Source organism: Flavobacterium sp., assembly GCF_027484205.1.
GTDB lineage: Bacteria > Bacteroidota > Bacteroidia > Flavobacteriales > Flavobacteriaceae > Flavobacterium.
In genome coordinates this window covers 20,019-43,314 of record NZ_JAIXUB010000030.1, presented here as the reverse complement: position 1 = coordinate 43,314, position 23,296 = coordinate 20,019, and the positions used below count along the sequence as shown (strand labels likewise).

The window sequence follows — 23,296 nt, the reverse complement described above, 5'->3', positions numbered from 1 at the left end:
AATATAAATTAATAGTTAAAAAAAATAAAAAACGTAAGCAGAACCTAAATACTCGTTTCAGAGTCTCGTGAAAACCCAAGTACAAGGCAAAAAGGAACGCCTACACAAATTGTAGATGTATCCGATTTAACTTATCTTGTACTTATGAAATTTTCGCTATTTCAGAAAAAGAGATTTTAAAAGCAGAACGCTATTTATTTTTTTCGTTAATGTATGAACGTTTTCTTTAGTTATAACTATTCCAAATATATCATTTAAAATTAATGTGAATCAAAGTTTTTAGTTAAATTTATAAGAATTTTCTATCATTTTTTTTAACAGAACTATTTCTACAAATGACAAATTATTAAAATAAGTAAAGCCTTGACAATCAAAAAACCATACTTTTTTTTGTTAAAATTTTAAAAAATTATCAATTATTTTTATGTAGAACTATTTCTACAAATGAAAAAAAATATCAAAATAAATAAAGTTTTAATACTCAAAAACTCCGTATTCTGATTGAATTGTTAGCTTTTTAGTTTCAGAAGTTTCGACTCTACCTACAATTTGTGCGGCAACGCCAAATGATTTTGAAATTTCAATAATATCATTCGCAATTTCCTGTGGAACATACAATTCCATGCGGTGACCACAATTGAAAACTTGGTACATTTCTTTCCAATCGGTTTTTGATTGTTCTTGAATCAATTTGAAAAGTGGTGGAACCGGAAATAAATTATCTTTTATAACGTGAACATTATCAACAAAATGTAACACTTTTGTTTGTGCACCACCAGAACAGTGAACCATTCCGTGAATGTCGTTATGAGAATATTTGTCTAAAATAGATTTTATAATTGGTGCATACGTCCTTGTAGGTGAAAGCACTAATTTTCCAGCATCAATTGGCGCATTTTCAACTACATCTGTCAATTTTACATTTCCAGAATATACCAACTCTTGTGGTACAGAACTATCAAAACTTTCAGGGAATTTTTCTGCTAAATAATTAGCAAAAACATCATGACGCGCAGAAGTCAATCCATTGCTTCCCATTCCGCCATTATAACTTTTTTCGTATTTGGCTTGACCAAAAGAAGCTAAACCAACAATAACATCACCAGATTTTATATTGGCATTATCAATTACATTACTACGCTTCATTCGAGCTGTAACTGTTGAATCAACAATAATAGTTCGAACTAAATCGCCTACGTCAGCCGTTTCACCGCCAGTGGAATGAATCGTGACACCAAATGATTTTAATTCTTGAATTAATTCTTCTGTTCCGTTGATAATTGCTGAAATAACCTCAGCAGGAATCAGATTTTTATTTCTGCCAATAGTTGATGAAAGTAAAATATTATCGGTAGCACCAACACAAAGTAAATCGTCGATATTCATAATCAAAGCATCTTGTGCAATGCCTTTCCAAACTGAAATGTCGCCAGTTTCTTTCCAATACATATATGCCAAAGATGATTTTGTTCCAGCACCATCGGCATGCATAATCAAACAATACGCTTCGTCGTTTGTTAAATAATCAGGTACAATTTTGCAAAAAGCTTTTGGAAATAAACCTTTATCAATATTTTTAATGGCAGCATGAACATCTTCTTTAGAAGCTGAAACTCCGCGCATTGCATAGCGTTGATTCGTATCAGAACTCATTTTTTAGTGTGTTGTTCCCTTCGAGAATCTCAGGGTAAAGTTGTTGAGCAAAGATAGTAATTTGAATCACGAATAAAGAAATAAATTATGATTTTTCATCGCAATGGTTTTCTATTTAATTTAAAACTATAAAGACAATATTTATTAATTTTCAACAATTAAAATTTCAACCCTTCTATTTTCGTCTGCTTCAAAATCGTTTTTCTCAGGAATTTTATAAATAGGACTTGATACTCCATAACCTTTGTAAGTCATCCTGCTTTTATCAATTTTATTTTTGATTAAATAATCATAAACGGCTTTAGCTCTTGCTTCAGAAACTGTATCCTCTTGATTTGGTAATTTACAACAAATATGACCTTGGATTTCAATTTTTAATTTTGGTTTAGATTTCATTATATCCAATAGTTCTTTCAAAACTGGTTGTGATTTTGGGACAATTACATCAGAATTATTATAAAAATTTAATGCTCTTAGTTTAATTAAATCGCCTTTATTTGATTTACTTATACTATTTGAAAGTTTATTTCTGTTGAAGTAAATAACTACTTTCCTATTCTCTGCTTGATTCTTTGATTGTTTAAAATCCTTTCCGTTATTATCAATTATAACTTTTGGATTAATTGCAATTTTACTTATTTTCAAATTTTCTAAAACTGACTTAATCCTTCGAGAAGCTAAATCTTTATTGTATTTACTATTGTCTATACTATCACAATATCCTGATATTTTTACAACTTCAACATCTCGATTTTCATTCATCCAAATGTTAAAAAACTCTGTTGATGTTACATTTGGAATGTCCTCGTTAAAATCAAAAAAAACTTCAATTTTCTCTTGTGAAAAAAGAGAACTCGAAAATAAAAGAACTAAAACAATAAACTTTTTCATAATCTATTTATCTAAAATCATAATTTCTACTCTTCTGTTTTGAGCAGCTTCAAATTCGCTTTTTTCAGGAATTTCATATTTAGGTTTTGAAACGCCAAATCCTTTGACTTTTATTCTCCTTTCATTGATTCCTTCATAAACTAAAATTCTTTTGACTTGTTTTGCTCTATCAAGAGATAGGTTTTTCACATCTTTATCGACGCAACAAATATGACCTTGAATTTCAATTTTTATTTTTGGATATTTATCTAAAATCCTAACTAAATCCATGATTGTAGTTTTAGATTTAGGCATGATTGCAAACGTATTGATATGAAAATTTATGTCATTTAAACGAATCAAAGTTCCTTTAGTAGAAAGTTCAATTTTGTCTTGCAAAGTTGCACCTTCAGGAAAATGCATAGCTTCTTCTTCAATTGGAATAATCTCTTCTTCTTGGATAATTTGAGATTCGGCTTTGACTTGAGTGATTCCTAAAATTTCATTTTCTTTTGCTAAATCTTTTTCAAGTATGTAGTGAATTATTGCTTTTCGATTCTCGGCTTTATTTTTTGAAGTTGCGCCTTTTTCACCCAAGCTAATAGTTTTAAAATCATTTCTAATTTTTATTTTACCATTAACAAATGAATAAATTGTATTCACTCTTTTTTGAGATAGTGTGTCATTATAACCTGAAGAACCAACCTCATCTGTTGAACCAGTAATGGAAAGAATTTTAGATGTTTTATTTTCTAAAATCCATTTATCAAACTTAGCCTGCTCTGTTTTACTTAAATCATATTTATTATTATCGAAATAAACCACAAATTTTTCCTGAGCATTAGCAAAAACTAAAACTCCTAAAAATATAATCGCAAAAAATAATTTCTTCCTATTCATTTAACGAATTTACATAAAATTAATTTTAGATAGCAAAAGTTATTCCACAAAAAAAACCTGCTAATTTAATAACAGGTTTTGTATATCACTGAGTATGTCGAAGTACTTTAAAAACTATCTTGTAAACAACAATTCTCTATATTTAGTCAATGTCCAAGTTTCATTATCAACTAAAAGTTCTAATTTGTCGCAATGCTCACGAATTACTTCAAAATAAGGTTTTACTTTATCGCAATAAGATTCAGCCATTTTTTGAGCATCAGTTAATGCATTTGCTTTTTTACGAGCTTCAGTCATCGCTTCAACTTGTGTGTTGATTCCTTCAATATGCTCTGAAATTTCTTTGATTAAAGTGATTTGTTCTTTTGCAATTTTCTCAAAGTCTTTTCCGAAGATTTCTTTCAATCCACGAACATTTTCAATTAAAGTATTTTGATAACGAATAGCTGTTGGAATTACATGATTACGAGCAATATCTCCTAAAACTCTTCCTTCAATTTGGATTTTTTTAGTATATTCTTCTAATTCAATTTCGTAACGCGCTTCTACCTCAACATGATTCATTACATTTAATTCTTTGAATAAATCTAATGCTTTTTGAGAAACTTTAGCTTTCAAAGCAGCTGGAGTTGTTTTGTGATTACTCAAACCTCGTTTTTTAGCTTCTTTTTCCCAAGCATCACTATATCCATCTCCTTCAAAAAGGATGTTTTTAGTTTCTTTAATATATTCTCTTAATACATTGAAAATAGCTTCATCTTTCTTTAAATCTTTTTTCTCAATTAAGGCATCTACTTCTTTCTTGAAATCTTTCAATTGTTTTGCAACTATCGAATTCAACGTAGTCATGGCATTAGCGCAATTTGCAGATGAACCAACAGCTCTAAACTCAAATTTATTTCCTGTAAATGCAAACGGAGAAGTTCTATTTCTATCCGTATTATCTAACATTACATCTGGAATTTTACCAACAACATTCAGTTTTAAATCGGTTTTTTCTTCTGGAGAAAGTTTTCCTTTAGAAACACCTTCTAATTCAGCCAAAACTTTTGTCAATTGCTCACCAATGAATACCGAAATAATAGCTGGTGGCGCTTCATTTGCTCCCAATCTGTGGTCATTACTTGCTGTTGCGATTGATGCTCTCATTAATTCTTCATATTCATTAACCGCTTTAATTGTGTTGATGAAAAACGATAAGAATTGTAAATTACTCATCGGCGTTTTACTTGGTGACAATAAATTTACACCAGTATCTGTAGCTAACGACCAGTTGTTATGTTTACCTGAACCATTTACTCCTTTGAAAGGTTTTTCATGGAAAAGTACTTTAAAATCGTGACGCTCACCTACTTTTGACATTACGTCCATTAATAAAGAGTTGTGATCAACCGCTAAATTAGTTTCTTCAAAAATTGGAGCTAACTCAAATTGATTTGGAGCAACCTCATTATGACGCGTTTTTACTGGAATTCCAAGTAACATACATTCTTCCTCCAATTCTCTCATATAATTTAATGCACGAGAAGGAATTGAACCAAAATAATGGTCGTCTAATTGTTGTCCTTTTGCAGAAGTATGACCAAGTAATGTTCTACCTGTCATAACAATATCTGGACGAGAATTTGCTAAAGCAGCATCTACAAGAAAATACTCTTGTTCCCAACCTAAAGTTGCTGTTACTTTTTTAACGTTTTTATCAAAATATTTACAAACTTCTGTAGCTGCTTCATCAACAGCATTTAAAGCACGTAAAAGTGGTGTTTTATAATCTAAAGCTTCACCAGTGTAAGAAATAAAAACTGTAGGAATACATAAAGTTGTTCCAAAAATAAATGCAGGAGAAGTTGGATCCCAAGCTGTATATCCACGAGCTTCGAATGTATTTCTAATTCCTCCATTTGGGAAAGACGAAGCATCTGGTTCTTGTTGTACTAATTGTCCACCACCAAATTTTTCAACTGGATCTGAACCGTCATAAGAAGTCTCAAAAAAAGCATCATGTTTTTCAGCAGTTGTTCCTGTTAAAGGTTGAAACCAATGTGTATAATGAGTAACACCTTTAGAAAGTGCCCATTCTTTCATACCCATTGCAATATAATCTGCTAATTTTCTGTCAATTTTAGTTCCGTGTTGGACAGCATCTTTAACACCTTTGTAAGCATCTGAAGTTAAATACTGCTTCATTGCTTTGTCGTTAAACACATTTGAACCAAAAAGAGCTGATTTTTTTCCAGCTTCTTCAAATTTTACTGGCTTTCTGCCTGATGCATCTTTTAATGCTTGAAAACGTAAAGTTGACATAAAATTAAGTTTTTAAAAGTTATACCCTATTAATTTGATGCAAATATAATAATATTTTGATTAAAAAATAATTATACCCTATTTTTTTAGGGGTTATTTTGAAAATTGTGAATTTAAAATTATGAAATATGAATTTTTAATAAATCTATAAAAAGATTACCTTTGTGAAAATTGAAACTATCTTAGTTTTAATTCGTAAATTTTAATTCATAATTGATTATGACTGTTTGGATATTATTTTTTGCTTTAGTATTTGTTATTCTTGCGTTAGATTTAGGTGTTTTTAATAAAACTCCACATATAATAAGTTCAAAAGAAGCTAGTAAATGGACTGGAATATGGGTAACGCTTTCGTTTCTGTTTTCTGGAGTTATTTATTGGTTATACGGTACAGATTATATCAATAATTCAACAGCATTATCTCAAACTGACGCAGCATTAAAATTCATTACAGGATATTTAATCGAACTTTCCTTGAGTGTTGACAATATCTTTGTTATTGCTGTAATTTTTGCTTCCTTCAAAATACCTCAAAAATACCAACATCGTGTATTGTTTTGGGGAATTCTTGGTGCTATCATTTTTAGAGGTTTAATGATTTCGTTTGGAGTTATCATCATTAATAAATTTACTTGGACAACGTATTTATTTGGTGCATTCTTAATCTTCACCGCAATAAAGATGTACTTTTCAAAAGAAGAAGATGATTTTGAGCCAAAAGATTCTTTTGTTTATAAAACATTAGGAAAAATAATTCCAATAACATCTGAACATGATAAAGAGAAGTTTTTCATTCTAAATCACAAAGGGAAAAAAGCAGCAACACCTTTATTTGTAGCTTTAATAGTAATTGAAGTTATGGATGTTTTGTTTGCTGTAGATAGTGTTCCTGCTATTTTAGCCATAACTTCTGACCCGTTTATAGTTTTTAGTTCCAATATTTTTGCAATTCTTGGGTTGCGATCCATGTATTTTTTCTTGGCAAACATGCTGGAAAAATTCAGTTATTTAGAATATAGTTTAATTGCAATTTTGACTTTTGTTGGAGTAAAAATGATTGCTCATGATTATATTCACATTCCAGAATGGGCTTCATTAGGATTTATAGCACTGGCATTATTAGTTGGAGTTTTATATTCATTACACAAAGCAAAAGATGTTGAAGCGCATAAACCTTCTAGAGATGATGAATAAAAAAAAGAGGTCGCTTTCACAACCTCTTTACCAAACAAACAAACTATAGACTAACCAAAAATCTATTTTATTTTAAAACTGTAACTTTAGAATCATCAATGTTAAATGCGTTTATTACAGCATTATAATCTGAGAAATCTACCATCTTTAAACTTCTATTTGAAGCATATCCAGGAATAATAACTAATCTAAAAGTTTCATTATTAACATATTCTGGTGTTAAAGATAAATTATATGTTGCATTAGCATATATTGTAAAATCTTGTTTACTGAAGTCAAAATCATAATCTAATTCACCTTCATCAAGGTAAAGTGTTTTTGGAATTTGTTGCCAAACTGGTGTGCTAGAATTGATTAAGTCAGACATTCTGTAAATCAAAACAACATCAGATGCAACTATATTTGGATTAAACTCATCATAAAAATAATAATGATTATTATTAATACTATTCAAATTAATATTCCTTAATTCATATACTTCGCTGATTGTATCGTTATCAACAGTATCGTTATTTTCATTAACTGTGCAACTTTGTAGCGTTATCATACTGATAAAAGCAAACAATAAAGTAATCTTTCTCATAATATTTTGGTTTTAATGATTAATGATATTTAATCCTTTTCAATTGTTGTGCCAAACTTTTATTTTAACAAATAATTGTACCTTTGGAAAATGAAAAACACCTATAAATTATATGTGATCATGCTTGGATGTCGTCCTGAAGGCAGATATACGGAGCAACATGATATTTTTTTTGGAATTGGAACCTCTTTGAAAGAATTGATTCCAAATATGAAACAATTTTGGCCTGAGGCAAAAGGTAGAATTCACATTGATGCTTGGCGAGAAATAACCGTAGTTGATAATTACCAAATTGAAATTCTTCCAAAAGGAAAAGCAATTACTTCTTCAAATAATTTATTCTTCATCAATCTTGGCGGTTATAAAGAAAATGAATTTGAAGAATATCACTATAAAGTTATAGCTGTGGGAGAAACATTAGCCGAAGCTTCAAAAAAAGCAAAAGCAACTACTTTCTATAAACATTGTACTTTTAAAGGAGCAACATCTCACATTGATGATAAATTTGGAATTGATATTGATGACGCTTTTAATGTAAAAGAAATTTTAGCACCCATTTTTAAAGATAATTTTGATATTTCAATCACAAAAAAAGAGACTGACTTAAAAGAAGATGATTTACATATTGGGTATTTAAAAATTGATAAAATTCAATAAATTATGGGAAGAAATAACGAACGAAATATTAAATCGCATAACGATAAACTCCATAAAGCTCAAGATAAAGCCAAAGCAAAAAAAATGGCTCGTGAAGAAAAACTAAAAGCTATGGTGCGAAAATTTAACGAGAATAATAATGACTAATTGCTATTGTGGAAACCATAATAGTTTTCAAAACTGCTGTGAACCTTTTTTAAAAGGAGTTGAAAAACCAAAAACTGCAGAAGCTTTAATGCGTTCAAGATATTCAGCATACACCACTCAAAATGCAGATTATCTAGTTGCAACAACTCACATTTCCACAAGGAAATTTCATAAAAAATCTGATATTTTAAATTGGAGTAAAAACAATCAATGGATTAAATTAGAAGTTCTTACAACGACAGAAACTACAGTTACTTTTAAAGCCTACTATTTAGATTATCAATTAAAAGCACAAATCCATCATGAACATTCAAATTTTATATTTGAAAATGGAAATTGGTATTATACTGATGGAATTTTTTTATAAAAAAACCGAAGCATTAACTTCGGTTTTTTATTTATTCTTCTTTTACATCCGATGATTCAGGTGCTTCTTCAACAACTTCATCTTCTTTTGGTCCTAAAAAGTAAAGTGCTCCACCAACTACTACTAGACCAATTTTTATTCCCCAAGCAACATTGTCGCCCCAATTATAAATCCACATTAATAATCTTGGAACTCTATCTAAATAATTCATTACAATTGCAGCAATACCAAGTAATGCAAGAAAACCACCGAAATTTTTCATTGTTTATAGTTTTTGGTTAATAGGCATACAATATATTAATTTTATTTAAACTATAATTATGTTACTGAAATTCACCTTCACAATATCCTGAAATAATAATTTGAGAAAAATCACTTGGATTAACTGCTTCAATATTTTGAAATTCTAATTTAAATTTATCATTTCCTAAAGCAGTAACTTTTACAGGATATCCTGCCAAAATATAAGTTGTCGAACCTTTTGTATAACTTCCTTGTGCGAAAAGCATGGTTCCAGTTTCTCCAATTCCAAATTCATAAATACCATTTGGAGCACTACTTGATGTTAATGGATAATTAATTTTGAAAGTTAACGCCTCATAATTTGAACTTCCTGACGAACCTTTTGTTAACGAAAAATCTAATGCCGCTTCTCCTTCCACTAAGGCAACTCCGTTTGAGACTTTTAATTTTGTTGGCACAAATTCAATTCCATTTGCAATAATTTCAGAATCAATATTTTGAGAATCACTATCAGAAGAACAACCTGTAATAAATAAGTTCATTGAAACAAAAAACAAAAGTAATTTTTTCATAATTATTAAACTTTTAATTTTATAAATCTCTTAATTTAATTGGTATCCAAATTTCTTCTTCCGAGTTTGGATCGTTATTCTTGTATTTTTCTCCTAAAATTTCAAATTGCGGATGACTGCCGAGTACATAATCAGAATTAGGCAACCATTCTGTATAAATTGAATTGAAAAATACTGCAACATTGGCTTGATTACCTTTGTAATTAAAAACGGCATACAAACCTTCTTGAATTTCCAAGGTTTCCATTCCATCAGGAATATTATCAAATGATGAAACAGCAACAACTGCCCATTTTGTAAAAGGTGTATTGGGTTGAAAATCGAAATTCTCTGGATTGATTTGGATATTATACAATTCGGAACCAATTACATTTTGAATTTCTCTTCGTCTTGGCATAAAACTGCTCCATAATTCAAAAGCACGATAATCTGCATAGGTAAAGGAAAGGTTTTTACCTATGAATTTTGTGGTTGGAAAGGTTTTTATGGTTGGATTCATTGTTAAAATACAAACCTCAAAGGTTTTAAAAACTTTTGAGGTTTAATAAGTTATTACATATTTCTTCTGTATTGTCCACCAACTTCAAACAACGCACTTGTAATTTGTCCTAATGAACACACTTTTGTGGCATCCATTAATTTTTCGAAAATATTTTGGTTGTTGATGGCTGCTTCTTGAATGATGTTGATTTGTTCTGCCACTTTATTTTCATTCGTTTTGTGAAGATTAGTCAACATATCAATTTGATATTGTTTTTCTTCTTCGGTAGCACGAATCACTTCTGCAGGAATGACTGTTGGAGAACCTTTTGAACTCAAGAACGTATTCACTCCAATAATTGGAAATTCTCCTGTATGTTTCAAGGTTTCATAATACAAACTTTCCTCTTGAATTTTTGAACGTTGGTACATCGTTTCCATTGCACCAAGAACACCGCCACGTTCTGTAATTCTGTCAAATTCTTGTAAAACAGCTTCTTCTACTAAATCGGTTAATTCTTCAATAATGAACGAACCTTGAATTGGATTTTCGTTTTTTGCCAAACCTAATTCTTTATTAATAATCAACTGAATTGCCATTGCTCTACGAACAGATTCTTCCGTTGGTGTTGTAATCGCTTCGTCATACGCATTGGTATGTAACGAGTTACAGTTATCATAAATCGCATACAATGCTTGCAATGTTGTACGAATATCATTGAAATCAATTTCTTGTGCATGCAAAGAACGACCTGATGTTTGAATGTGGTATTTCAACATTTGTGCTCTTTCATTAGCGCCATATTTATTTTTCATGGCTTTCGCCCAAATTTTACGAGCCACACGACCAATCACTGCATATTCTGGATCAATTCCGTTAGAGAAGAAAAACGATAAATTTGGACCAAAATCGTTGATGTTCATACCACGACTTAAATAGTATTCCACGTAAGTGAAACCATTTGCCAATGTAAATGCTAGTTGCGAAATTGGATTTGCACCAGCTTCAGCAATATGATATCCCGAAATTGAAACCGAATAGAAATTACGAACATTCTGCTTGATGAAATATTCTTGAACGTCACCCATCAATCTCAAAGCAAATTCTGTTGAAAAAATACACGTATTTTGTGCTTGATCTTCTTTTAAAATATCGGCTTGAACCGTTCCACGAACTTGTGCTAAGGTTTTAATTTTGATATCGTTATAGACATCTAAAGGTAAAACTTGATCACCAGTTACACCTAAAAGCATCAAACCTAAACCGTTATTTCCTTCAGGTAAAGTTCCTTGATACTTTGGTCTTGTAGTTCCTTTTTTCTTGTAAATTTCGTTAATTCGTTCTTCAACTTCTGTTTGAAGATTATTTTCAATAATGTATTTTTCACAATTTTGGTCAATAGCAGCATTCATAAAAAATCCCAACAACATTGGAGCTGGACCATTGATTGTCATCGAAACCGAAGTTAACGGATGACTTAAATCGAAACCTGAATATAGTTTTTTAGCATCGTCTAAACAACAAATTGAAACTCCAGCATTACCGATTTTTCCATAAATATCCGGACGAACGTGTGGATCATTTCCGTATAAAGTAACCGAATCAAAAGCGGTCGAAAGACGTTTTGCAGGTAATCCAGCAGAAACATAATGAAAACGTTTATTGGTTCTTTCTGGTCCACCTTCGCCAGCAAACATTCTTGATGGATCTTCGCCTTCACGTTTGAAAGGATATAATCCAGATGTAAATGGAAATTCACCAGGAACATTTTCTTGTAAATTCCATTTTAAAATATCGCCCCAAGCTTGGTATTTTGGTAACGCCACTTTTGGAATTTGAGAATGCGATAAACTTTCGCTATGTGTTTTAATTTCAATGATTTTATCACGAACTTTAAAACTATAAATAGGATTTTTGTATTTGTTTACTTTCTCTTCCCAAGTTAAAATGATTTCCCAATTGTATGGATCAAGGTTCATTTTTACTCTGTCGAATTCAGCAACTAGTAATTTCAAAAACTCATCTTTGTCAGGCTGAGCTTGTCGAAGCCCTTCATTTTCAATACCAAACTTCGACAGGCTAAGTTTGACATTTGAAACGGTTTCAATGGTTTTATAAATTCCGTATAATTTTTGGGCAACTTCAACTTGTATTAAAGCCGTTTCGTCGTATTTTCTATTATTTTCGGCAATTTCAGATAAATATCGTGTTCTGTGTGGTGGAATCACGAATATTTTCTCGCTCATTTCACGAGTGATTTGGAACGTAGATTTTAAATAGGCACCTGTTTTTTCTACCACTTTATCCATTATGGATTTGTAAAGTGTATTCATTCCAGGATCGTTGAATTGTGATGCAATTGTGCCAAAAATCGGCATTGTTTCAACATCAGCATCCCAAAGATTGTGATTGCGTTGGTATTGTTTTTTTACATCACGAATAGCATCTAATGCACCTCGTTTGTCAAATTTATTTAATGCTACTAAATCAGCAAAATCCAACATATCGATTTTTTCCAATTGCGTTGCCGCACCAAATTCTGGCGTCATTACATATAAAGAAACATCAGAATGTTCTATAATTTCGGTATCCGATTGTCCAATTCCAGAAGTTTCAAGAATAATAATATCATATTTAGCTGCTTTTAGAACTTCAATTGCCTCGTTTACATATTTTGACAAAGCTAAATTCGATTGACGCGTTGCCAACGAACGCATGTAAACTCTAGGATTATTGATTGCATTCATACGAATTCTATCGCCTAAAAGTGCACCACCAGTTTTACGTTTTGATGGATCAACCGAAATCAATCCAATTGTTTTTTCAGGAAAATCAATTAAAAACCTTCTCACTAATTCATCAACTAATGACGATTTTCCTGCGCCACCAGTTCCTGTAATTCCTAAAACAGGAATTTTTGAAGTTTGATTTTTAGTATGAATTTTATCTAATGTTTCTTTAGCAACTTCAGGAAAATTTTCAGCAGAAGAAATTACACGTGCAATTGCAGTTGGATTTTTTTCTTCCAAATGATTGATTTCTCCATTCAATTTATCACCTACAGGATAATCTGAACGTTGTACCAAATCGTTAATCATTCCTTGTAAACCCATAGCGCGACCATCATCTGGAGAATAAATTCTTTCGATTCCGTATTCGTGCAATTCAGAAATTTCAGAAGGAAGAATTACACCGCCACCGCCACCAAATATTTTGATATGACCTGCTCCTTTTTCTTTTAGCAAATCGTGCATATATTTGAAATATTCATTATGTCCACCTTGATAAGAAGTCATCGCAATAGCATTTGCATCTTCTTGAATAGCAGTATTTACAACTTCCTCAACGCTTCTATCATGACCAAGATGAATAACCTCAACACCTGTTGCTTGGATAATTCTACGCATGATATTGATAGCAGCATCGTGTCCGTCAAAAAGTGACGCAGCAGTTACAATTCTTACTTTATTTTTAGGAATATAAGGAGTTTGTGCTTCCATTGGTAATTTTTAATCAATTTTAAGAGCGCAATTTACGAATTTAATAATTTTTATACGATTTTATTAATCAGAAAATATTAAAAAAGAAACTGTAGAAATTTGTCGACTTAATTCTATTTAACTAGTTAAAAATCAAGACACAGATAAAAAAAATTTGATTATTAACTTATTTTTAAAGGTGTAATAATTTTGAGGCATTATATTTGTTTAGAAAAAAGAAAACAAAATATTTATGAAAAAAACGATTTTACTTTTATTTACTGGATTGATAATATCAAGTTGTTCTGAAATGCAACAAATTGCGAATCAATTACCAGGTATTTTAGATCAAACAAATGGTTCTTTAGATATTGCTGGAGGTTTAAAAGAAGCCTTGAACAATGGAATTACAAAACAAGTTTCAAAATTGACTGCCACTGATGGTTTTTATAAAAATCAAATGGTTAAAATTCTCTTACCAGAAGAATTACAAAAAGTGGATACAGGATTAAGAAAAATTGGACTAGGAAGCCTTGCGGATGAAGGTTTAAAAGCTATTAATAGAACTGCTGAAGACGCTGTAAAAGAAGCTACTCCAATATTTGTTGATGCCATAAAAGGAATGACTTTTAATGACGCTAAAAATATTTTAATGGGAAATGAAAGTGCTGCAACAACTTATCTACAAAGTTCAACGTCAACTGCTTTGTATGCAAAATTTAACCCTGTTATTAAAAATTCGTTTTCAAAAGTTGGAGCTGATAAAGTTTGGACAAATATTATCAATAAATATAACGCAATCCCTTTGGTAAAAAAAGTTAATCCTGATTTAACAGATTACACAACAAATAAAGCAATGGAAGGCGTTTTCAAAATGGTTGCTGTTGAAGAAAAAAATATTAGAACCGACTTAAATTCAAGAACTTCTGATTTATTAAAAAAAGTTTTTGCTTTACAGGATAAAAAATAATTTAATAATCAATAACACAAGAATAACATTCTCTTAACATATTGACTACTAAATATTTCTGACATTTGCAGTGTAATAAATTTGAGATTTATTATTTTGTTTGGTTAGGTTAGTTTAAAGAATTGCCAGTGTTTGAAAAAGCATTGGCATTTTTTTTATTAGTGATTTTGAATAAACATAATCACTTCCTTATTAAAAATAGTTGATTGTTCGACGTTTACAACATGACCACATTTCTCAATAACAAATAGTTTGGATGTTTTATAGTGTTTTTCAACCACTTTTCTCACAGATGGCAAAAACATATAATCTTCTTCGCCCATTACATAAAACGTTGGAATATTGAGTTCTTGCTGACGGAACCATTTTAAAACAGGATTTATTTCGGCAGTGAGTTTGAACCATCTAACAAACTCTTTTTGGTACAATTTTTTGGCTTCATTGATGAATAATAGCCTCGATTGCTTATGATTTTTATTTGGCATTATCACAAACGCAAAAAACTTATACAAAATCAAATATGGTAAAACGTATTTAAATATATTTCCTAATCGCATAAGTATTTGAGAACGGAAATTCATTTTCAAAATTGCACCACCCATAATCATACTTTTTACTCTATCGGGATGCATTTCTGCTAATTGTCGAATGATAATAGTTCCTAATGAAATTCCAACAAAGTGAGAAGTCTTAATTTGCAGATAATCTAACACTTCTAAAACATCATTGGCAATTGACTTGAAAGTGTACTTTTGCTTAAATGCTTTTTTTATTTGAGATGTTGAATCGCCATGACCTCTTAAATCCAATAACAATACATTAAAATACTTCTGAAATTCTCTTATTTGCTTATACCAAATTGAAGAACTTCCACCTGCGCCATGCACAAAAGTTACCCATTGGTCAGAATCTTCATTGTTATATATTGTATAGGAAATCAAGATTGTTTTTTATCTAAAAATTTAGAAATACTTTTATAATTAGTGATGAATAAATATCCAATTACTATGTTTATCAAACTAACAAAAATTTGAAAATAATCAATTGAACTTCCTTCAATCGTCGAAAAAGTTGCTTTATTTTTAAATGCATTAACTAAATCAAACAATAACGAAGGTGTATAATCAATTATTAAAAATCCTCCGATAATAAAAATTGCTAATTTTAATATCGATTCATTAGTTAAATTTCCAAAATTTATTTGAATATCATCAAAACCTTTATCTAATTTTAGTTTGTCAATTATAAAATCTGTTTTAAAAAGTAAAATCAAAAACAATCCTACAGAAATCAATGTTGAAGCCAAGATAATTAACAAAATCATGATATCAAACTGATATAATATATTTGAAATATTTTGTGGAATCACAGTAAAAATTGATAAAACCAAAGAATACAATCCAAATATTTTAATCAAAATTCTAAAAAAATCACGTTTGGTCATACTATCTATTTTTTAAAATATCTTCCATTTCAATTTGCATTTTTAAAGCTTCTTCTCTTGCTTTTTGCGCGAAATCGTTTCTATTTGATGCATAAATTATGGCTCTTGAGGAATTGATTAACAAACCAATGTTTTCGCTCATTCCATATTTACAAACCTCTTGCAAACTTCCTCCTTGTGCGCCAACTCCTGGCACTAAAAGAAAACTATTTGGAATTATTTTTCTAATTTCTGTAAAATATTCTGCTTTAGTTGCTCCTACAACATACATTAGATTATCCGCGTTTTTCCAAGATTTTGATGTTTCAATTACTGTTTTATACAATTCTGTTCCTTCACAATTTTTTGTTTGAAAATCAAAAGCACCTTCGTTAGAGGTCAATGCTAACATTATAGTATGTTTGTTTTCAAAAGCAAGAAATGGCTCTACAGAATCTTTTCCCATGTATGGAGCAACAGTAACCGAATCGAAATTTAAATCTTCAAAAAAAGCTTTGGCATACATAGTTGATGTATTTCCAATATCACCACGTTTAGCATCGGCAATTGTAAAAATATCAGGATAATTTTTGTTGATATAATTAATCGTTTTTTGCAATGATTGCCAACCTTTTATACCATAAGCTTCATAAAAAGCAGTATTTGGTTTATATGAAACACACAAATCATGTGTAGCATCAATTATCGCTTTATTGAATTCAAAAATGGGATCTTCAAGTTCTAATAAAAAGTGTGGGATTTTAGTCAAATCAACGTCTAGTCCTATGCACAAAAAAGATTTTTTAAGTTGAATTTGTTCAATTAATTGTTGTGTTGTCATTGTAATTTAGTTGTTTGCCAAAATTACAACAACAAACCCATTTTTTTATAATTATATAAATTTATTTGAAAATTTTATAACCACAGTACGAATCTAAAATCTATTTTTGTAAAGAATAAATCCATAAATTAGCCATTAAAAACATGAATAAACAAACAAATTCTCCTACTTATGCAAATAATTTGCTCTTTATTGTTTTATTAGTATTTGTATTGTATGTACTTCAATCCTTACTAATTCCAATATTATTTGCTATTATTTTGAGTATTTCTATTTTTCCTTTAGTGAAATTTTTAGAACGAAAACTCAGATTTAAGAGAGTCTTTTCTGCCTTGACAGCTATTTTAGTTATGATTGTTGTAATTGGACTTTTGTTTACATTCATTGGAATTCAAATTTCAGAAATTGTAAGCAAAAGTGATATGTACGCAGTTAGATTAGAACAAATTTATAACAAACACATTTCACAAATTGAAAATGATTTTGGCATCAATAGAAAAGATTTTACCAGTGGTAATTTTGATTTTGGAAAAACTTTAAAAGAAAATTTTTCAAATATAATTAGCTTTTTAGGAGCATCTGGAGGTATTTTGAGTGATATTATTTTGATTCCTCTTTATATGTTTTTCTTTTTGTTTTATAGAAAGTTTTTTCAAATTTTTGTTTACAAAGTGTTTTGCAAAGGTGATGACAATACAAAAGTGAAATTGTTAATTCAAAAATTATATAAAGTACAGCAAAATTATCTAGTTGGTTTGTTTACCGTAATGGGAATTGTTGGTCTTTTAAATAGTCTCGGGTTATTGATTTTAGGAATAGAAAATCCTTTCTTTTATGGATTTTTAGCAGCTTTACTTCTACTAATTCCTTATGTTGGAATAATCATTGGTTCTTTAATTCCTGCAACCATTGCCCTTGTAACAAAAGATTCAGCGATGTACTCTGTAGCCGTGATCGGATTGTTTGCCTTCATCCAATTTATCGAAGGAAATTTTATTACGCCAAAAATTACAGGTTCGAAAGTAAGTATAAATGCCTTAGTAGCCATTATTTCCATCATTGCTTTTTCAATGCTTTGGGGAACATCAGGAATGATTTTAGCATTACCTATAGTGGCAAGTTTGAAGATTTTATTTGATGCAATTCCAAGTCTTGAACCCTACGGATTTGTGCTCGGTGAACCAAGTGAAGACCAAATAAAAAGTATCGCTCGTCTTAGGTTAAAAAAATGGCAAGAAATTAGAAAAAACAAGGCTTAATTCTTAAAAAAACAATTTTATGAAAGCATTTTTAAAATTTGATTACAATCAGTTAACCAAAAAAATTCTTGAGGATAAATTATCTAATTTTGGATACCAATTTGCTATTCATGGTTTTGGTGAAATTGAATTTTATGAAAATGTTCCTGAGGAAAAGATTGAAGAATTAAGAAATGAATTTGCCTCTTATGGAATTACCATTATTGAAAATCAAAAGAGTGCACAAGTTCAAAAAATTAAAGATGTTATTCATGAAATGGTTTATGGCGAAGAAGTTCCTAATGTAAAAGTATCGGTCTATTTAGCTGAAAAACTGAATCATAGTTATGGCTATTTATCTAATTTATTTTCTGATATTACTTATACTTCTATTGAGAATTATGTTATTATTCAGAAAATTGAATTTGCCAAACAACTTATTCTTAATAATAAGTTATCTTTAACCGAAATCGCATTTCGATTAAATTATTCTAGTGTTGCTCATTTGAGTACACAATTCAAAAATACAACCGGAATAACACCTTCGGCTTTTCAGCGAATAATTACTAAACGAAGAGAAAAAAACTTATAACCAAACTAAAATTAATTGACAATGGAAAAAGATTATATCCATATTATCCTTGCAGATGATGATGAAGACGATAGAATGTTTTTTACTGATGCTTTTGATGAACTAAAAATAAATACAAAAGTGCAAACTTATAATGATGGTGTTGAGTTGATGAATTATTTAAAAAAAGAAAACGCTATTTTGCCTAATGTTCTTTTTTTAGATTTGAATATGCCTAAAAAAAATGGTATTGAATGTCTTCACGAAATAAAAGCTGACAAACGTTTTGATGATATTGCTATAGCTATTTATTCTACCTCATCTTCAGAAGAACATATTGAGGAAACATTTATTAATGGTGCTAATATTTATATTAAAAAACCAAATGATTTTAATACTCTAAAAAAAGTGCTATCTGATGTCGTTACGATCAACTGGCAATACCACACATCGGGATTAAACAAAGACAACTTTTTACTTAGAATGTAGTTATGAAAATCTTGTCTGTACATAAATCTCCTCTTTTTTTAAGAATAGTATTTGTTCTTGCTATTTTTATTATGCTCTTTGTATCGGCATTGACTTATCGTCATGTGGAATCTATTACAAAATCATCAGACATGGTAGCGCATTCTTATAAAGTTACTGTTGAAATTGAGCAATTATATACAAATATCAAAGATTTAGAAATTGAAAGAAGAAATTTTTTATTGACTAATAACGATAAACTACCTTCTCAAATTAAATTTTCAAAATCAATTATCAAGCATAATATTAAAAATTTAAAAGAACTAACAAAGGATAATCCTAAACAACTTTATCTTATAAAAAAAGCAGAAAAATTAATAACAGAAAAATTTAAAATAGTTGATTATGCTTTAAAAAATTATAAAACATTATCAAGAAATAATATAAAAAGTAACCTTCTTCAAGGAAAAAAAGTGATGGAGCGCTTATCTAATGTAATTAATGAAATGCTTTTACTTGAAAAAAAGCTATTAATTGTTAGAGATGAAAAAAATGATTCCTTAACAGATTCAACTCCAACAGTTATTTACATAACACTATTTACAACTATTGCTATAATAAGTTTAGCTTTTGTGAAAATTAGCAGAGATTTAGAGGAAACCCGACTAAACAATGAACAATTAGCATTAAATAATGAATCCAATAATCTAGCCGAACAAATAGGAGAATACGGTACATGGTTTTTGAATTTAGAAACTAACGAATATACTTTTTCGGAAAATGAATACCGATTACTTGGAGTCAAACCTTATTCTTTCAAAGCATCGCTCGAAGACTTTTTAAAATACATTCATCCTGAAGATTTACAGTATGTTCAAGATGTTTCTTCCAATATGGTCAACCAAGATAAACTAATTCCGTTTACGTATAGAATTATTCGTGCTGATGGACAATTGAGATACTTGAGAGGAAATGGCAAAACTGTAACTAATAAATCTGGAGAAAAAATCCTTATTGGAACAACAAGTGATGTTACAGATGAAGTTGTGGCTAATAAATCTATTGAAGAACGTAACATAGAACTTGAAGCTAATAATAAAGAACTTCAAGCATTTAACTATGTAGCAAGTCATGATTTACAAGAACCATTGAGAAAAATCCAAACCTTTATTTCTAGATTAATTGATAAAGATTTGAATTCCGTTTCGGAAAGTGGTCAGCAATATCTACTAAAAATTCAAGATTCTTCAGAACGAATGCGACTCTTGATTGATGATTTATTACAATTTTCTAGAACTAATAAATCCGAAAAAGTTTTTGAACCAACATGTTTGAACGAATTATTAGAAAATGCTAAACATGAATTAACCCAAATTATTGAAGACAAAAACGCAATAATAACAAGCGAATCATTACCACATTTGAATGTAATTCCATTTCAAATCCAACAGTTATTTACAAATTTAATTAATAACTCATTGAAATATAGCAAAGAAAACATTGCTCCAATAATTGATATAAAAGTAAGTGAAGTCAAAGCATCTGATGAAATTGAAATTCCTGTAAATGATCAATCTAAATATTACAAAATTATATTTTCAGACAATGGAATTGGGTTTGATTCACAATATTCAAAAAAAATATTTTTACTATTTAATAGACTTCACAATAAAGACGAATACAGCGGAACCGGAATTGGTTTAGCCATTTGCAAAAAAATTATGGATAATCACAAAGGTTTTATTTTTGCTGAAGGCGAACAAAACGTTGGAGCTAAATTTACAATCTATTTACCATTCTCCTAAAATAAACAAACTCATTTTTAAAACCGCTTTCTCAAAGAAGCGGTTTTTTTATGCCCATATTTAATACAAATTGAAATTCTATAACAACTTGAAAAAATCATGTAACATGCAACCTAACCAAGCATCGCATCTTTGTAACGTAGAAAAGCAATAAAAAAAGTGAAGTTTTTATCAAGCAAAAAAAATGCAACATTGAAATTCTATAACAAGTAAAAAAAATGATGTAACAAACAACAATGACATTCATCTGAACTTTGTAACATCAAATTAGAAACAAAAAAATTAAAATTTATAATCATGAAAAAAATTATTTTAAGTACAGCATTAATCCTTTCTTCATTCGCATTTGCAAATAATATAGAAAAAGGTAAAGAAAAAGAACCATTAAAAATTTCTGAGAAAAAAAGAATTGAAATTGTAAATAATGCAAAACAACCAGTTTTCTTTTGGGAAGTTAAATCTTCTTATGGTGTTGCAAGTGGCTACACTAATACAGAAGAAAGTGCTAAAAGAACAATCAAACTAATGTCAACTAATGATGTAGTAAGTTCAAAAATTATTGAAAAATACAGATAAAAATATATTAAAAAAGAAAAAGAAGTTACAATTATTAATCAAGTAAGAATTAAAAAAAAATAATTATGAAAAATTTAAAGAAAATCGCAACAGTAGTAATTTTAGCATTAGGAACATCATTTTCAACAAATGCTCAAGAAAGTGAATCATCAACAAAAACGGGAGCAACTTTTGGTTTTAAAGGTGGTATAAATTTGTCAAACATGTACACAGAAGATGTTGATGATGAAAACGCATTAGTAGGTTTTAACGCAGGTATATTTTTAGAATTACCAATATCATCTAGTTTGTCATTACAACCCGAATTGCTTTATTCAACAAAAGGTGCAGAAGTTACTTATGACAATGCATTTGCAACAGGAACAGGAAAATTCAGATTGAATTACATCGAAACTCCTTTATTGCTTAGGGCAAATATTACAGATAATTTCAACATTCACTTCGGACCATATTTTGCTTATTTAGTTGATGCTAAAATTACTAATGAGACTAATGGTGGAACATTTGATTTTGAAGAAGAAATTGATAACGAAGATTTAAACAAGTTTGATTATGGATTAGCTGCAGGATTAGGAATTGATTTTGATGGTTTTGGAATTGGAGCAAGATACAACTATGGACTTCAAACCATTGGTAAAGAACGAACTGTTTTAGGTCAAACTTATACGTTTCCTGAAGGAAAAAATAGTTCACTGAGTGTTTATGCAACAATCAATTTCTAATTAGTAACAATCATTTTATAAACTTAAAAAACTTTTATCATGCAAAATCTACTATATACAATCGCAGTAATTCTTGTCATACTTTGGGCACTTGGCTTTTTTGTTTACAGTGCAGGAAACATTATACACATCTTATTAGTAATCGCAGTAATAGCAATTCTTTTAAGATTGATTAAAGGAAAAGGAATATAAATTTAAAAAAAAGAAATCATGAAAAATAACAATGTATTATTAGGTGTCCTTGGTGGTGTTGCAGTTGGTGCTGCCTTAGGAGTTTTATTTGCTCCAGCAAAAGGAAGCGATACAAGAAAAAAAATTGCAGATAAAGGAAGTGATTTAAAAGAAAACTTTAAAGATTCACTTTCAAAATTATCTGAAAAAATTTCAAAATCAGTTGATGGCTTCAAAGACGAAGCTGAAGATTTAATTGCTGAAGCTGAACTAAAAATTAAAGAGGAAAAAGCAAATTTGGATAATTTAAAAGACATCAATAAGTCTATTTTATAAATAACAAAATATGGAAACATTTGCAAAAAATAAAGATTTACTTTTTGACAAGGTAGAAAAATACACAAACACAAGTATTGATCTTATCAAGTTAAATGCGGTAGAAAAATCGGCAGACGTTCTTTCTACATTGACTTCAAGTATTGTGGTTTTTATAATTTTTGCAATGTTTACTCTTTTTGTAAATATTGGAGTCGGTCTTTTCATTGGAAAATTGCTCAATGATTATTATTTAGGGTTTCTAATTGTTTCCACTTTTTATCTAATTGTTGGCATTCTAGTTCACTACAATAGACAAAAGCTAATGAAAACACCTTTAAGTAATATGATTATCATCAAACTATTGAATAAAATAGATTTAGATGAAGTTTTAGAAAACAACAAATATTCAAACCATGAAAGTGCTGACTCCAACTCAAAAACTTAATAACGCTATTGCTCTTCTTGAACAAAAACAAAAAGAAGAATTTCAAGACGTTAAAAATCAATTTGATTCATTAATTGAAACTGTAAAACCCGTAAATCTTTTAAATAGAACTTTGAAAGATTTCAATACACCGGAAACTAAAACTAATTTAATTAATTCAGTCACAAGTATTGCTTCAGGATACATTTCAAGAAAATTATTAGTTGGTGAATCCACAAATATTTTCAAAAAACTTGCAGGCTATACGCTACAATATGCAGTAACAAATTTTATATCAAAAAAAATAAACTAAAATCAA

The 23,296-nt window shown here is 29.5% G+C and carries 27 protein-coding genes; 15 read left to right on the top strand and 12 right to left on the bottom strand.

Annotated elements, in window-relative coordinates:
• Positions 1-474: 474 nt before the first annotated feature.
• The 4 genes from Q0049_RS16260 to Q0049_RS16245 all read right to left on the bottom strand — a co-directional run bounded on the left by Q0049_RS16260 (position 475) and on the right by Q0049_RS16245 (position 5,727).
• Positions 475-1,653, bottom strand: coding sequence for an AIR synthase related protein (locus Q0049_RS16260; protein WP_298122170.1), 1,179 nt, complete (start codon positions 1,651-1,653; stop codon positions 475-477).
• 144 nt (positions 1,654-1,797) lie between these two features.
• On the bottom strand, positions 1,798-2,544 hold the full coding sequence (locus Q0049_RS16255; protein ID WP_298122168.1) for an OmpA family protein: 747 nt from the start codon (positions 2,542-2,544) through the stop codon (positions 1,798-1,800).
• Positions 2,545-2,547: 3 nt separating this feature from the next.
• A complete protein-coding gene (locus Q0049_RS16250; RefSeq protein ID WP_298122167.1) occupies positions 2,548-3,423 on the bottom strand; it encodes an OmpA family protein in 876 nt (291 codons plus the stop codon).
• Between the two features lie 114 nt (positions 3,424-3,537).
• On the bottom strand, positions 3,538-5,727 hold the full coding sequence (locus Q0049_RS16245) for a glutamine synthetase III (RefSeq protein ID WP_298122165.1): 2,190 nt from the start codon (positions 5,725-5,727) through the stop codon (positions 3,538-3,540).
• 219 nt (positions 5,728-5,946) lie between these two features.
• Between Q0049_RS16245 and Q0049_RS16240 the strand changes: the two genes are divergently transcribed.
• A complete protein-coding gene (locus tag Q0049_RS16240; RefSeq protein WP_298122162.1) occupies positions 5,947-6,921 on the top strand; it encodes a TerC family protein in 975 nt (324 codons plus the stop codon).
• Positions 6,922-6,988: 67 nt separating this feature from the next.
• Here the strand turns inward: Q0049_RS16240 and Q0049_RS16235 are convergent, their stop codons facing one another.
• Positions 6,989-7,504: a hypothetical protein gene (locus Q0049_RS16235; protein ID WP_298122159.1), complete on the bottom strand. Its 516-nt coding sequence runs from the start codon at positions 7,502-7,504 to the stop codon at positions 6,989-6,991.
• Between the two features lie 90 nt (positions 7,505-7,594).
• On the opposite strand from Q0049_RS16235, the gene Q0049_RS16230 reads away from it, so the two are divergent.
• The 3 genes from Q0049_RS16230 to Q0049_RS16220 are packed head-to-tail and all read left to right on the top strand — an operon-like array spanning position 7,595 to position 8,675.
• Positions 7,595-8,161 carry a DUF1543 domain-containing protein gene (locus tag Q0049_RS16230; RefSeq protein WP_298122156.1) on the top strand — a complete coding sequence of 189 codons (567 nt, stop codon included), beginning with the start codon at positions 7,595-7,597 and terminating at the stop codon, positions 8,159-8,161.
• A 3-nt stretch (positions 8,162-8,164) separates the two neighbouring features.
• Positions 8,165-8,308 (top strand): hypothetical protein, encoded by a 144-nt coding sequence (locus Q0049_RS16225; protein ID WP_298122154.1) that lies wholly within the window; start codon positions 8,165-8,167, stop codon positions 8,306-8,308.
• Positions 8,301-8,675: a YchJ family metal-binding protein gene (locus Q0049_RS16220; RefSeq protein ID WP_298122152.1), complete on the top strand. Its 375-nt coding sequence runs from the start codon at positions 8,301-8,303 to the stop codon at positions 8,673-8,675. The genes Q0049_RS16225 and Q0049_RS16220 overlap by 8 nt, the downstream gene beginning before the upstream one ends.
• Before the next feature lie 31 nt (positions 8,676-8,706).
• Here Q0049_RS16220 and Q0049_RS16215 read toward each other — a convergent pair whose 3' ends face one another.
• The 4 genes from Q0049_RS16215 to Q0049_RS16200 all read right to left on the bottom strand — a co-directional run bounded on the left by Q0049_RS16215 (position 8,707) and on the right by Q0049_RS16200 (position 13,471).
• Positions 8,707-8,937, bottom strand: coding sequence for a hypothetical protein (locus Q0049_RS16215; protein WP_298122151.1), 231 nt, complete (start codon positions 8,935-8,937; stop codon positions 8,707-8,709).
• A 61-nt stretch (positions 8,938-8,998) separates the two neighbouring features.
• Entirely contained in the window at positions 8,999-9,490 is a 492-nt protein-coding gene (locus Q0049_RS16210; RefSeq protein ID WP_298122149.1) for a hypothetical protein, read from the bottom strand.
• A 19-nt stretch (positions 9,491-9,509) separates the two neighbouring features.
• Positions 9,510-9,989: a GyrI-like domain-containing protein gene (locus Q0049_RS16205; protein WP_298122146.1), complete on the bottom strand. Its 480-nt coding sequence runs from the start codon at positions 9,987-9,989 to the stop codon at positions 9,510-9,512.
• Positions 9,990-10,042: 53 nt separating this feature from the next.
• A complete protein-coding gene (locus tag Q0049_RS16200) occupies positions 10,043-13,471 on the bottom strand; it encodes a methylmalonyl-CoA mutase family protein (RefSeq protein WP_298122144.1) in 3,429 nt (1,142 codons plus the stop codon).
• Positions 13,472-13,703: 232 nt separating this feature from the next.
• On the opposite strand from Q0049_RS16200, the gene Q0049_RS16195 reads away from it, so the two are divergent.
• Positions 13,704-14,420 carry a DUF4197 domain-containing protein gene (locus Q0049_RS16195; protein ID WP_298122142.1) on the top strand — a complete coding sequence of 239 codons (717 nt, stop codon included), beginning with the start codon at positions 13,704-13,706 and terminating at the stop codon, positions 14,418-14,420.
• A gap of 158 nt (positions 14,421-14,578) precedes the next feature.
• Here Q0049_RS16195 and Q0049_RS16190 read toward each other — a convergent pair whose 3' ends face one another.
• The 3 genes from Q0049_RS16190 to pyrF are packed head-to-tail and all read right to left on the bottom strand — an operon-like array spanning position 14,579 to position 16,684.
• Entirely contained in the window at positions 14,579-15,361 is a 783-nt protein-coding gene (locus Q0049_RS16190; protein WP_298122139.1) for an alpha/beta hydrolase, read from the bottom strand.
• Positions 15,358-15,864 carry a hypothetical protein gene (locus Q0049_RS16185; protein WP_298122136.1) on the bottom strand — a complete coding sequence of 169 codons (507 nt, stop codon included), beginning with the start codon at positions 15,862-15,864 and terminating at the stop codon, positions 15,358-15,360. The genes Q0049_RS16190 and Q0049_RS16185 overlap by 4 nt, the downstream gene beginning before the upstream one ends.
• A gap of 1 nt (position 15,865) precedes the next feature.
• Positions 15,866-16,684, bottom strand: a complete 819-nt coding sequence (gene pyrF, locus Q0049_RS16180) for an orotidine-5'-phosphate decarboxylase (protein WP_298122133.1) — start codon at positions 16,682-16,684, stop codon at positions 15,866-15,868.
• Between the two features lie 143 nt (positions 16,685-16,827).
• Here pyrF and Q0049_RS16175 point away from each other — a divergent pair, with 143 nt between their 5' ends.
• The 10 genes from Q0049_RS16175 (at position 16,828) to Q0049_RS16130 (ending at position 23,290) form a co-directional block, all read left to right on the top strand.
• The gene (locus tag Q0049_RS16175; protein ID WP_298122130.1) at positions 16,828-17,943 is read left to right on the top strand and encodes an AI-2E family transporter; all 1,116 of its coding nucleotides are present in this window, start codon (positions 16,828-16,830) and stop codon (positions 17,941-17,943) included.
• 19 nt (positions 17,944-17,962) lie between these two features.
• A complete protein-coding gene (locus tag Q0049_RS16170; protein ID WP_298122126.1) occupies positions 17,963-18,514 on the top strand; it encodes an AraC family transcriptional regulator in 552 nt (183 codons plus the stop codon).
• Between the two features lie 21 nt (positions 18,515-18,535).
• The gene (locus Q0049_RS16165) at positions 18,536-18,982 is read left to right on the top strand and encodes a response regulator (RefSeq protein WP_298122123.1); all 447 of its coding nucleotides are present in this window, start codon (positions 18,536-18,538) and stop codon (positions 18,980-18,982) included.
• 11 nt (positions 18,983-18,993) lie between these two features.
• Complete coding sequence (locus Q0049_RS16160) at positions 18,994-20,766, top strand: CHASE3 domain-containing protein (RefSeq protein ID WP_298122121.1); 1,773 nt, start codon at positions 18,994-18,996, stop codon at positions 20,764-20,766.
• Positions 20,767-21,063: 297 nt separating this feature from the next.
• Positions 21,064-21,342, top strand: coding sequence for a hypothetical protein (locus Q0049_RS16155; RefSeq protein ID WP_298122119.1), 279 nt, complete (start codon positions 21,064-21,066; stop codon positions 21,340-21,342).
• Positions 21,343-21,407: 65 nt separating this feature from the next.
• Positions 21,408-22,064, top strand: a complete 657-nt coding sequence (locus Q0049_RS16150) for a porin family protein (RefSeq protein ID WP_298122117.1) — start codon at positions 21,408-21,410, stop codon at positions 22,062-22,064.
• A gap of 39 nt (positions 22,065-22,103) precedes the next feature.
• Positions 22,104-22,256 carry a lmo0937 family membrane protein gene (locus Q0049_RS16145; RefSeq protein WP_169523226.1) on the top strand — a complete coding sequence of 51 codons (153 nt, stop codon included), beginning with the start codon at positions 22,104-22,106 and terminating at the stop codon, positions 22,254-22,256.
• An 18-nt stretch (positions 22,257-22,274) separates the two neighbouring features.
• Positions 22,275-22,571, top strand: a complete 297-nt coding sequence (locus Q0049_RS16140) for a YtxH domain-containing protein (RefSeq protein WP_298122113.1) — start codon at positions 22,275-22,277, stop codon at positions 22,569-22,571.
• A gap of 10 nt (positions 22,572-22,581) precedes the next feature.
• The gene (locus Q0049_RS16135; protein WP_298122111.1) at positions 22,582-22,998 is read left to right on the top strand and encodes a hypothetical protein; all 417 of its coding nucleotides are present in this window, start codon (positions 22,582-22,584) and stop codon (positions 22,996-22,998) included.
• Positions 22,967-23,290, top strand: coding sequence for a hypothetical protein (locus Q0049_RS16130; protein WP_298122109.1), 324 nt, complete (start codon positions 22,967-22,969; stop codon positions 23,288-23,290). Before Q0049_RS16135 ends, Q0049_RS16130 begins: the two co-directional genes overlap by 32 nt.
• Positions 23,291-23,296 lie beyond the last annotated feature (6 nt).

What these genes read in the sequence shown, in the direction of transcription:
- Q0049_RS16240 (WP_298122162.1), top strand. Translation starts at nt 5,947, where the DNA reads ATGACTGTTTGGATATTATTTTTTGCTTTAGTATTTGTTATTCTTGCG.
- Q0049_RS16195 (WP_298122142.1), top strand. Translation starts at nt 13,704, where the DNA reads ATGAAAAAAACGATTTTACTTTTATTTACTGGATTGATAATATCAAGT.
- Q0049_RS16135 (WP_298122111.1), top strand. Translation starts at nt 22,582, where the DNA reads ATGGAAACATTTGCAAAAAATAAAGATTTACTTTTTGACAAGGTAGAA.
- Q0049_RS16170 (WP_298122126.1), top strand. Translation starts at nt 17,963, where the DNA reads ATGAAAGCATTTTTAAAATTTGATTACAATCAGTTAACCAAAAAAATT.
- Q0049_RS16130 (WP_298122109.1), top strand. Translation starts at nt 22,967, where the DNA reads ATGAAAGTGCTGACTCCAACTCAAAAACTTAATAACGCTATTGCTCTT.
- Q0049_RS16150 (WP_298122117.1), top strand. Translation starts at nt 21,408, where the DNA reads ATGAAAAATTTAAAGAAAATCGCAACAGTAGTAATTTTAGCATTAGGA.
- Q0049_RS16165 (WP_298122123.1), top strand. Translation starts at nt 18,536, where the DNA reads ATGGAAAAAGATTATATCCATATTATCCTTGCAGATGATGATGAAGAC.
- Q0049_RS16155 (WP_298122119.1), top strand. Translation starts at nt 21,064, where the DNA reads ATGAAAAAAATTATTTTAAGTACAGCATTAATCCTTTCTTCATTCGCA.
- Q0049_RS16140 (WP_298122113.1), top strand. Translation starts at nt 22,275, where the DNA reads ATGAAAAATAACAATGTATTATTAGGTGTCCTTGGTGGTGTTGCAGTT.
- Q0049_RS16245 (WP_298122165.1), bottom strand. Translation starts at nt 5,727, where the DNA reads ATGTCAACTTTACGTTTTCAAGCATTAAAAGATGCATCAGGCAGAAAG.
- Q0049_RS16205 (WP_298122146.1), bottom strand. Translation starts at nt 9,989, where the DNA reads ATGAATCCAACCATAAAAACCTTTCCAACCACAAAATTCATAGGTAAA.
- Q0049_RS16175 (WP_298122130.1), top strand. Translation starts at nt 16,828, where the DNA reads ATGAATAAACAAACAAATTCTCCTACTTATGCAAATAATTTGCTCTTT.
- Q0049_RS16200 (WP_298122144.1), bottom strand. Translation starts at nt 13,471, where the DNA reads ATGGAAGCACAAACTCCTTATATTCCTAAAAATAAAGTAAGAATTGTA.
- pyrF (WP_298122133.1), bottom strand. Translation starts at nt 16,684, where the DNA reads ATGACAACACAACAATTAATTGAACAAATTCAACTTAAAAAATCTTTT.
- Q0049_RS16230 (WP_298122156.1), top strand. Translation starts at nt 7,595, where the DNA reads ATGAAAAACACCTATAAATTATATGTGATCATGCTTGGATGTCGTCCT.
- Q0049_RS16225 (WP_298122154.1), top strand. Translation starts at nt 8,165, where the DNA reads ATGGGAAGAAATAACGAACGAAATATTAAATCGCATAACGATAAACTC.
- Q0049_RS16235 (WP_298122159.1), bottom strand. Translation starts at nt 7,504, where the DNA reads ATGAGAAAGATTACTTTATTGTTTGCTTTTATCAGTATGATAACGCTA.
- Q0049_RS16255 (WP_298122168.1), bottom strand. Translation starts at nt 2,544, where the DNA reads ATGAAAAAGTTTATTGTTTTAGTTCTTTTATTTTCGAGTTCTCTTTTT.
- Q0049_RS16260 (WP_298122170.1), bottom strand. Translation starts at nt 1,653, where the DNA reads ATGAGTTCTGATACGAATCAACGCTATGCAATGCGCGGAGTTTCAGCT.
- Q0049_RS16210 (WP_298122149.1), bottom strand. Translation starts at nt 9,490, where the DNA reads ATGAAAAAATTACTTTTGTTTTTTGTTTCAATGAACTTATTTATTACA.
- Q0049_RS16215 (WP_298122151.1), bottom strand. Translation starts at nt 8,937, where the DNA reads ATGAAAAATTTCGGTGGTTTTCTTGCATTACTTGGTATTGCTGCAATT.
- Q0049_RS16250 (WP_298122167.1), bottom strand. Translation starts at nt 3,423, where the DNA reads ATGAATAGGAAGAAATTATTTTTTGCGATTATATTTTTAGGAGTTTTA.
- Q0049_RS16220 (WP_298122152.1), top strand. Translation starts at nt 8,301, where the DNA reads ATGACTAATTGCTATTGTGGAAACCATAATAGTTTTCAAAACTGCTGT.
- Q0049_RS16185 (WP_298122136.1), bottom strand. Translation starts at nt 15,864, where the DNA reads ATGACCAAACGTGATTTTTTTAGAATTTTGATTAAAATATTTGGATTG.
- Q0049_RS16145 (WP_169523226.1), top strand. Translation starts at nt 22,104, where the DNA reads ATGCAAAATCTACTATATACAATCGCAGTAATTCTTGTCATACTTTGG.